The 9,914-nt window shown below is 45.7% G+C and carries 9 protein-coding genes; 4 read left to right on the forward strand and 5 right to left on the reverse strand.

Annotated features, from left to right (window positions below):
• Positions 1-124: 124 nt before the first annotated feature.
• A complete protein-coding gene (locus Q4Q46_RS19985; RefSeq protein WP_311891025.1) occupies positions 125-1,633 on the reverse strand; it encodes a helicase HerA-like domain-containing protein in 1,509 nt (502 codons plus the stop codon).
• 238 nt (positions 1,634-1,871) lie between these two features.
• Between Q4Q46_RS19985 and Q4Q46_RS19990 the strand changes: the two genes are divergently transcribed.
• The 4 genes from Q4Q46_RS19990 (at position 1,872) to Q4Q46_RS20005 (ending at position 4,075) form a co-directional block, all read left to right on the forward strand.
• Entirely contained in the window at positions 1,872-2,111 is a 240-nt protein-coding gene (locus Q4Q46_RS19990; protein ID WP_311891024.1) for a hypothetical protein, read from the forward strand.
• A gap of 11 nt (positions 2,112-2,122) precedes the next feature.
• Entirely contained in the window at positions 2,123-2,548 is a 426-nt protein-coding gene (locus Q4Q46_RS19995) for a hypothetical protein (protein ID WP_006084327.1), read from the forward strand.
• A gap of 141 nt (positions 2,549-2,689) precedes the next feature.
• The gene (ypfJ, locus tag Q4Q46_RS20000; RefSeq protein WP_311891023.1) at positions 2,690-3,568 is read left to right on the forward strand and encodes a KPN_02809 family neutral zinc metallopeptidase; all 879 of its coding nucleotides are present in this window, start codon (positions 2,690-2,692) and stop codon (positions 3,566-3,568) included.
• 51 nt (positions 3,569-3,619) lie between these two features.
• On the forward strand, positions 3,620-4,075 hold the full coding sequence (locus Q4Q46_RS20005; protein WP_311906876.1) for an NUDIX hydrolase: 456 nt from the start codon (positions 3,620-3,622) through the stop codon (positions 4,073-4,075).
• A gap of 25 nt (positions 4,076-4,100) precedes the next feature.
• Here the strand turns inward: Q4Q46_RS20005 and Q4Q46_RS20010 are convergent, their stop codons facing one another.
• From Q4Q46_RS20010 to Q4Q46_RS20025, 4 genes are all read right to left on the reverse strand, one after another.
• A complete protein-coding gene (locus tag Q4Q46_RS20010; protein ID WP_259482857.1) occupies positions 4,101-5,300 on the reverse strand; it encodes a class I SAM-dependent methyltransferase in 1,200 nt (399 codons plus the stop codon).
• 320 nt (positions 5,301-5,620) lie between these two features.
• Positions 5,621-7,597, reverse strand: coding sequence for a hypothetical protein (locus Q4Q46_RS20015; RefSeq protein WP_311906877.1), 1,977 nt, complete (start codon positions 7,595-7,597; stop codon positions 5,621-5,623).
• A gap of 254 nt (positions 7,598-7,851) precedes the next feature.
• Complete coding sequence (locus Q4Q46_RS20020; protein WP_311906879.1) at positions 7,852-8,802, reverse strand: response regulator; 951 nt, start codon at positions 8,800-8,802, stop codon at positions 7,852-7,854.
• Positions 8,803-9,240: 438 nt separating this feature from the next.
• Complete coding sequence (locus Q4Q46_RS20025; RefSeq protein WP_311898497.1) at positions 9,241-9,666, reverse strand: GNAT family N-acetyltransferase; 426 nt, start codon at positions 9,664-9,666, stop codon at positions 9,241-9,243.
• Positions 9,667-9,914 lie beyond the last annotated feature (248 nt).

Consider the following 9,914-nt stretch of genomic DNA (forward strand, 5'->3'; position numbering starts at 1 on the left):
CTAGCGTTAACCTGTATAAGAAATATGCGATCTATAACACTGTACTCCTATTTTCATTCGAGTTTGTCATTTTGTGCGATCGAATTAGTGGGCTCGAACTAAAGCTTCACTTAGCACTATATGCCTAGCGTCGGCTCGATTTACCTAACATCCCGCCTAATATGCCGCGCAAAATTTGTTTACCTAATTGGCTGCCGACAGTGCGTGCTGCTTGCTTGGACAAGGTCTCCGCTAAACCTTGGCGGCGTTTATTACCAAAAATAAGTTCACTGAACCAACCTTGTTCTTCGGCTTTTTGACCCGTTTGGCCATCATTTGCTGTATTACTTGCTGTGGATGTGGGGTTGCTGGTGGCAACGCCGGTACGTCTTTGGTTAAGCAGTTCGTAGGCCGATTCACGGTTGATGGAATGATCGTATTTGCCACCAATCGGGCTTTGGGCGCGGACTTGGTATAATTCCTCACTCGTGGCGGGTCCCATGCGACAACGCGGCGGTGCGATGAGTGCGCGCTCGACCATAGTCGGCACGCCCTTGTCGGCCAACATAGACACTAAGGCCTCGCCCACGCCGAGCTGGGAAATAACCTCACTGACTACCAGTTTGGGGTTAGGCACAAAGGTTTCGGCGGCGGTTTTGACCGCCTTTTGATCTCTTGGCGTGTAAGCTCGCAGGGCATGTTGAATGCGATTGCCTAATTGCCCGAGAATTTCGCCCGGCACATCATCAGGAAATTGCGAGCAAAAATAAACGCCTACGCCTTTTGAGCGAATAAGGCGCATGATCTGTTCGACGCGTTTTAATAAACTCGGCGGGCAACCTTCAAAGAGTAAATGGGCTTCATCAATAAAGAACACGAGTTTAGGTTTTTCGGGATCGCCGACTTCGGGCAAATTCTCAAATAATTCTGACAGTAGCCAGAGTAAAAAACTCGAGTATAAACGGGGTGTTAAAATCAGCTTATTCGCCGCTAACAAATTGATGATGCCGCTCCCTTGCAAATTAGTGCGCATTAAATCTTCAAGCTGTAACGCGGGTTCGCCAAAAAAGTCTTTGCCGCCATCGCGCTCAAGTCCTAGCACTGAGCGCTGAATCGCCGCGAGGGATTGGGCGCTGATCAAACCATATTTGGCGGAGACTTCTTTGCGTTCCTCGGCAACCAAAGCCAGCATGGCCCGCAGATCATCTAAGTCGAGCAACAATAACCCTTGGTCGTCTGCCAGTTGAAACACTATGTCTAAGATACCGCTTTGGGTGTCATTTAATTCTAAAATTCGGCTGAGTAAGGTTGGGCCCATTTCGCTGATGGTGGTACGCAGTGGATGGCCTTGAACGCCCGCTAAATCCCATAACACCACCGGGTTGGCTTCGTTGTGATAATCCTCTATGCCAATTTGCGCCGCCCTTTGTAATAGCTTTTCACTTGGGGTGCCCGCCATCGCCAGGCCTGAGATATCACCTTTAACATCCGTGATGAAAACCGGCACGCCTTGGCGCGAAAAACCTTCGGCTAGGCTCATCAGCGACACGGTTTTGCCTGTCCCTGTAGCGCCGGCAATTAATCCATGACGATTAGCATACTTAAGATTTAAGTGAACCTGTTGATCACCTTTCCCAATCAATAGAGTATTCAAGGGCATTCCTTATGTTAACTTTAGCGTCTGCACATAGATTGCAGAGCCTTATTTAAGCCACGGTAGTGCGTCGTATATGGGTATAAAAATTCACCATTGAGTGTTGGCCTTAGCGTAATTTATGTCAACATAGGGCGCGAATAAGCTTGAGATTACTGAGCCTGCGCGTGGGATTGGCAATATGCTCCTTGCTGGTGGATAAAATGTGTTATTTTTGTGATCCACTGAGGCGTACTTGATGATGAAAACCCCGTTGATTATGCTGGTCTTGTGCTCTACTTTGTCGACGTCTGGCTGCGCCGAATTAGCGTGTTCTGCCAGAACTGATGTCGATCCCTATGAGCCCATGCGAGATAAACAGCGCTGTGTCGCCGAGGCGGATAAAAATCTCGACGAGTCCCAAAAGGCAAAAGCAGCGGAAGAAAAACAACGGCTGAAAACGGCCATAGAACAAGCCACTCAAAAATCGTTAATTTAGAAAGGATATCTATGAAAGGTGCGGGCGGAACACAGGGCGGGACGGGACAATTTTTTATGGGTCTGGCCATGATGTGTGGCGGATTTTATTTATTGTTCAATGCAATACAAGTGAGCTCTAGCTTTGGGCTGGGCTATGGTTTATATCGAGTGAATGCCTTTGGGCAAGGCATGTCGATTACCACAGGCATGGTGATGCTACCGTTTATTATCGGCATTGTGATGGTGTTTTTTGACGCTAAGAGTAAGTTAGCTTGGCTGCTGAGTTTAGGTTCGCTAACGGCCTTGATTGTGGGGGTTATTAGCTCGATTCAATTCCACTTTAAATCTATGTCGGCCTTTGAACTTATCGTGATCCTCGTTTTGGCTTTTGGTGGTTTAGGATTGTTTTTACGCTCACTGAAAGATGCGCCCACAAGCGATACACAAGCGAAATAACCACTAGACACTTAATCACTAGACTCTTAACCACTAGGCGCTAGAGTGCAAATACGAAATAGAGCTGTGCATCTAAGCGGCTCAAATAGCGATGTAACGAACGGTTTAACGAAAGTTTTAACTACTGAGTGAAGGAATGCGATGCGCTGGCGTGACACTGACAGAAGCTCCAATATCGAAGACAGACGCGGCCAGCAAATGGCATCTGCGGGTGTGCCGAGTGCCTTGTTACTCAGGTTCTTGCCCTTTTTGCTGAGAACTAAACTTGGCCGCGTGGTGTTGCTCATTGGCGGCATTTATATTGCTTTTCAGTATTTTACTGGTGGCCTGTCACTCGACCCCAGCACTCAAACTAATCTTAGCCAATCCCAATCTAGCTCAACAACAGCGGTACAGGATGAAAATGCCCAGTTTGTGGCGGCCATTTTAGGTACCACAGAAACCGTTTGGGGCCAGTTACTCAAGGGGCAATATCGAGAGCCTAAGTTAGTGCTTTATCGCAATATGACCTCCACTGGCTGCGGTATGGGACAGGCGCAGTCTGGGCCTTTCTATTGCCCCGCCGATAGCAAAGTGTATATCGACCTTAGCTTTCTTGATGAGCTTAAAACCTTAGGCGCGCCCGGCGATTTTGCCTTTGCCTATGTGATTGCCCACGAGGTAGGCCACCATGTGCAAAACCTGCTGGGCACTAGTACTAAGGTGCGCCAAGCGCAGCAATCTGGCAGTAAAGTGCAGGCGAATCAATTGAGTGTTGCACTTGAATTACAGGCAGATTGTTACGCGGGGATTTGGGGGCATTATGCCAATCAACAACTTAACTTACTTGAAGCGGGCGATTTAGCGGAAGGCATTGCCGCCGCCAGTGCTGTGGGTGACGATCGCTTGCAACAGATGGCGGGTCGTGCCGTACAGCCCGATGCTTTTACCCACGGTAGTTCGGCACAGCGGGTTAAATGGTTTAAGACGGGGTTTGATTCGGGTAATCTCGCCAGTTGTAATACCTTTGCGGCGAAGTGATTTTGTTTAATATCTCAAATACGTACCGAACATAAATGCAAGGATAACTGAGTGGCCTTTAACGATACCTTTAGACTGAGCAGCCACGCGGTTATCACTAATGCGCAGGGGAAAGTGCTGTTGCTTAAGGCCAATTACGGTAACTTTGCTTGGGGTTTGCCCGGTGGCGCACTCGAGCCCGGTGAAACGATTCACGAAGCCTTGGTGCGCGAATGCCAAGAGGAATTAGGCTTAAGTGTGCAGGTTAACTATTTGAGCGGCGTGTATTATCACAGTGCCTATCAATCCCAAGCCTTTATCTTTCGTTGTGAACTGGTGTTGTCTGAGTTGCCTGATGGGCCTGAGGTGGCAAAAGATGGTGCAGAAAACAAGCCACTGCCGATCCAATTAAGCCACGAACACTCAGAGTTTGCCTTTCACGATATCGACACCCTTAGCGCGGTTCAGCTGCAAAGAATTAAAGATTGCCTCAATTTCAACGGGGTTGTCATGAGCGCAAAGTTTTAATGCTTTGCCAGTAAACCGCCGGCCGTTAATCGGCTTGGTTTTGCGCGAGCAAGGTTTCTAAGCAATGTTCCTTGATCCCGTAATAGGCTTTAATGTCAGCAATTTGCGCGAGGATTGCGGCGCTGTCTTTCTGATTATGTTGTGGCTTTTTGACGGCCAAAATCATCTTATTTTTATTGGTATGTTCTAGGCTGATAAATTCAAACACCTTAGTGGCATAACCGTTGGCTTCCAAAAATAGCGCGCGTAGTGAATCCGTCACCATTTCAGCCTGTTGGCCCATGTGCACTCCATATTGCAGCATAGGTTTAAACAATTCTGGGCTGTGCATCTGCGGTCGAATTTGTTTATGGCAGCAAGGCGAGCACATGATGATGTCGGCATTGGCGCGGATACCATAATGAATCGCATAGTCAGTGGCGATATCGCAGGCGTGCAGGGCGATCATCACATCGGTTTGCTTAGGCGCATGGGTTCTCACATCGCCGCAGACAAACGACAAGCCTTGATGATCCAGCGTTGCCGCCGTTTCATTACATAAATCCGCCAAGGCTTGGCGTAATTCCACCCCAGTCACCTGCGCATCATTGTGTAGGCTGTGACGCAGGTAATCATGGATTGCAAAGGTGAGATAGCCTTTGCCTGAACCAAAATCGACCACATTGATCGGTTGGTCATTCTTGTGGGGCGACGCTTCGAGCGCTTGACTGAAAACCTCAATAAATTTATTGATTTGCTTCCATTTACGCGACATCGCAGGGATAAGATTATGTTGGCTGTCCGTCACACCTAGCTTGGTCAGGAAAGGCCGTTCAATATCCACAAAACGCTTTTTCTCACGGTCATGTTCTAACGGCGCAGCGACGGTTTGTTTAACGTTATGTGTGCTGATTTGGACTTTGCCTTTTTTGCTGATCTCAAGCTGAACTTCTTCCTCTGCCGTAGCTAAGTGGGCACTCTTAAAATCGCTACCGAGTAACAGTTTTATGCTGGCTAAGCCTTCGTCATAACTCAGGTTTTTAGTGATGTGATTCGTCTGGTGTTGATACACAAACGACAGCATAGGCTCATTTTGCAAACTAATCGGCCGAATCGTAATGCGCTGCAGGCTTTTATCTGCCCCTCGGTACTTACTCAACAATAGTTTGATCAGACTATTCTTCGCCAAGCTGTCAGCCAAAAGCTGGTAAAAATCATCAAAAGAATTAAGCGCTGAATGGGACATTATTGTTTCCGAAAAAGTAACCAAGAAAAACAGGGTGAGTATTCTAACCGCGATCCGCCGCTACCTAAAGTTATTCTCATCGAGAAGGGGTTTGGGGCTTAACCATTACCATGTTTGGCTATGTCATTTGCCCCAAATTATCAAGCTGAATGCTAAGGCGCTAAGGATAAAGGCGCTTTGGATAGTGAACCAAGGCGCTCCCGTATCGCGATTGCCCGTTTTTGCGAAAGTAAGCGATTAAACAACAGGTGAGATAAAGCTAAAAAAAGCGTCGGACTGCTTGCACTTGCACAGTCCGACAAAGTGGAAGATCTATTTCGTTAAGGTTGAATTGGTGTTAGCTCTACTTGCCAAAGGGAGAGGTTATTGGCGGTGTCAGTGATGCTGACTAATGCCCTTTGATTCCCTTGACAGGATTTGCCGAGCAAAGGACTAATGGTCATAGTTTGGGTGTTGCTGTAACTAAAGGTTGCTGTACCTGCGGTTGTTACTGAAAAATTGGTGTTGATTTGAGTATTGCTAGTCACTTCAGTTAAGTTCACATCACCTATGGTGTCGCCAATATCATTCTCTGCAAGATTTTGCACCAACATAGTGTAACGCGCGCCGCAACGATTATTACCGAAACTCGTTATACAGCGGTTCTCTGTGTCGCTCGTGTATTCCAAGTCAAATTGCAGCGGTTTATTGACTATGTCAGCACTGATAAAGCCTGAAGTATCTCGCACTGAGGTAATTCTACCTAGGCTTGTTCCTGCAGCCGAGCTTGGTTTATCCACAAGTTCTGAGACAAAGCCACCAATATAATCGAGTGAAAAAGTGCCGCCATCAGCACCATTTTCAACTGCGATCATTTCTCCCCAAGCAGTGATCTTGATTGATGAAAATAGGTAGTTATCCGATGAATCAGCATCATAGAGTCCATTTGGGCCATCTGATTCGACTGTGGCAGTAAATTTATAGCCGCTAGCATCTTTGATATAACGACCAAACTCACCAGACTGTGGCTGCGGTGATTTACCTTCGTAGCTATCTGTATTCGCTGTATGGGCAATCACATAGTTTTGATTGGGCAGGAAAGTGACAAAGCTGTCATTATCAGCTTCAGTATCAAGTACGTGCCAAGTACCAATCAGCGGATCGTTTTTATCTTCGATACGTTTGAGTGTAATGTCTCCTGCAGTATTGTCGATAAAACTCACCGTCAGTTTATCTAAATTCACGGTCGCGTTATTGACTGTGCTTCCTTCGTCATAAAACCCTCCTGAACCATCGGATTGTGCAATTATGCTGACACTAAAGCTGCCTGTTTGTGAATCCCAAGTGTAATGACCATATTCCACCGATGCAGCGCTTTGACCACCGTCACTTTCATGCTCGTGGATCATGATGTAGCTAGAATGGTCTTTAAATGTCAGCACTGTCCGTTGCCCTTCACCTTCGGTGAATAACCAGCTGCCTAAAAGTAAGTTACGATTTGAACTGTCAAAGTGTGTTAAGGCTTGAGTCTCGCTGATTAACGTCAAGCCTGAGTTCTTGGTCGTAAAGGCTGCATTGATGTTGGCATCGAAATCAGCACTGGTGATATCGAGCACGGTATCGGCTAACAGTTCGTGGCTTGTAGCCCTCACTTGAATCCCATTTTCAACATCACAATCCTTATCTAAGGTTTGTAATAGCTGCAGGATATTAACTTTGGTGACTTGGTTACCTGCGGCAATTTCGGTGGGCGTGATCAAGTTGGCCGCTGCCGTTGCTGGGAACATAATCGCGCCAACGGAGAAGGTGACATGCTCACCTTTAAGGTATTGATATTCACCGATATCACTCGTGATTCCTGCTTCTTTGGTTTCGGTTTGGTAGTTAATGCCCGCGACTGGGCTGTCCCTCAGTATTCCGGTTAGCTCAGCATTGGGATTATCTTCGCAGGTGACTAAAGTGGCGACCGCTGTTGTCGCATTTAAAGTGCCACTGCCATTAGTTACGCTGCAAGTTTGTGCCGCAGGTTGAGTGTTAACAGTAATCGCAAAGCTAATGCCTTCGTCTTGCATGGTGGAAAATGTAAAGGCTTTATCTGTGCCATCACTTTGAATCGACAGTGTTTCTACTGCTTGACCATTTTTTTGTAATTCGAGCTTAACTGTGTCAGAAAGCCCTTTCACATTGCCTTTTATAGCAAGCTGCGGAGTCGGGGGCGGTGTCGGTGTGACTTCATCATCGTCATTGTCGTCACCACCACAGGCAGTCAGTATTAGTCCTGCGAGTAGCGGAATAGCAAGGAGGTAGGTCGGCTTCATTATATCAATTCCTTTTATGAAACTTAGGTAGACGTATTGAGTTACGGAGCTAAATCCACAGGCGCTTTCATTGCTTTACTGCGGTTTATGCTGAGCAATCGATATACCGAAGGCATAGAACAGTTATCGATAGAAAAGGTATATAACGGCTATCTTAAATCTGTCTTTGAAATCTATTGATTAAATTTGAATGCTAAACTTATCAATTAGTTACTTGATAGCTTTAGATGATGACTAATCTGCTGAGTGCAGGGCTAGTGTGGGGACGACTCTAAATCAAAGGAATCAATAAGCGGGGTCAAGTGTTGGTATAAATCTTCTGCTTCGACGGCAATGTCATTGGCGCCATGTTCGCGGGCTTTTTGCCTTAACGCCTCTGAGGGCATAATGGTATATAAGTAAATGGGGGTTGGTATGCCAAGTTCCCTGATCATCCGTATCATTTTTAGGCCCGCCAAAGGATCGGCTTCCCGTCCCATATCGGTAATAATGGCATCGTAGCGATAGAGACCTAGTAGCGTGAGGGCATCTTGGGTTGTTTGTGTGGTGTACACCCCAATCTGTCGTTCTTCGAGGTATTGCCGTTCAGTTTGATTATTCTCAGGATGGTCATCCACCCAAAGGATCCTTGCTTTGACATTATTGGGTTCTGCTAACACTAAGGGATTGGCACGCTGAGTTTGCTGGTGGCTAGCCACTGCAAGCGTTATCGCAACGGACGCGATAAATAGCCACAGATAACGCAAGTTAACTCGTTTGTAGCTTGGCTGGGTTTGATTTGGGCTTTGCTGCTGATTACTATCAGATTGCTGTGTTTTACTGGAGTCTAGATTGACTGTCGGGGTGTCGGTATTCTGCGGCGCTGCGGGTTGTACTTCATCGTTCTGTGAACTGAGTATGGCGGCAATATCGTGGGATAAGCGGTAACCTCTGCCGTGTAGTGTTTGGATTATCGGAATATCCAATCCTGCTGAAGTGAACAATTTGCGGGTATCTGAAATTAACCTAGCTACCGACCAGCTACTCACGACAGTATTAGGCCAAATTTTTTCGAGTAAAAATGCTTGGTCACAGTGTTCCGGATAGGCTTCAATCAAGAGACTAATAAGTAGGATAACGCGTTCATCACAGTTAATGCGTTCACTATTGTAGTGCAGAGTGCGGTTTTGAACATCCAGCATAAACGTTCGAAAAGTGTAATGCATTCATGTCCTTTTGCGTTTCTAAGTCTAAGTCAGCTTAGCGTTGTTCTAAATGTTAATTATTTGTTGGGTTCTAATTCAAGCGAAACTTAGCTGTTTAGTCAACTTGATTTGTGCTCATGGGGTGGGGAAAGCTCGAATAAAAATCTGGCTACCCAGCTCAATTTCGCGAGCTCAACCGCATTTTGACGGTCTGAAATCGCACCTAATTTGTTCTTTAGGTAGCAAAATTTAACAGTGGGTGTCTTGATAAACTGGTTTCCGAAAAAGTAACCAAGAAAAACAGGGTGAGTATTCTAACCGCGATCCGCCGCTACCTAAAGTTATTCTCATCGATAAGGGGTTTGGGGCAGAGCTCCGCTGCTGATCTATCTGTTGAAGGTAGCAGTGATTAAGCATAGTCATTCCAGTGTCACACTCTATTAATACTACAGCGACTTGTTAGTGCTCTGTACACATAAAATATTCAAATTGGTCTTCGTCAAAAATTTTAAAGTCGAGCCTTTTGTATAAATTAAGCGCCCGATTTTCTTTTAAAACTGTTAGTTCAAGATACTTGGGTTTTGAAGTTTCTAAAACTTGCTTTAACACTAGACTACCTAAACCTTTTCCTTGGTTATTAGGGTGAATTTGAAGCTGCATAATTTCTACCTTATCTTCAAATTCGCGGAACTGTAATGTACCAACAACGCTCTTGTCGTAAATAATTAAGTGCGAGTATTCGTAGGCGTTTTTTAATCTAAACTGGTGTTCCTCTTCAGAAAGGAATTGCCCAGACTTTTCAAGGTGCTCAACCATTGTCATTTTTCTCAGGTCAAACAAATAGTCCCAATCTTGGGCTGTTGCTTTGATAAATTTAAATTGCATGTGAACCTTATTTAGCACTAACGCCCGCATAAGCTGCGGAACATGTTGGACGTTTTTTGCGTCTTGTTCTTTGCAAAAAATTGGACAATTTGAAATGTCAGGTTTAATGCGCTTGTTAAGTATTTTACTTTACTAAATAAGATCGCGTAGCCGTACAAATGGTTTGCCTGTTTCAGCTGCACGACGGACTTTCTTTGATAGAACGCTCTTAAATCCGATTTTTCTCATTAACATTTCACTCAAATCTA

The sequence above is a fragment of the Shewanella vaxholmensis genome (assembly GCF_031932135.1).
In the GTDB taxonomy this organism is placed as follows: domain Bacteria; phylum Pseudomonadota; class Gammaproteobacteria; order Enterobacterales; family Shewanellaceae; genus Shewanella; species Shewanella hafniensis.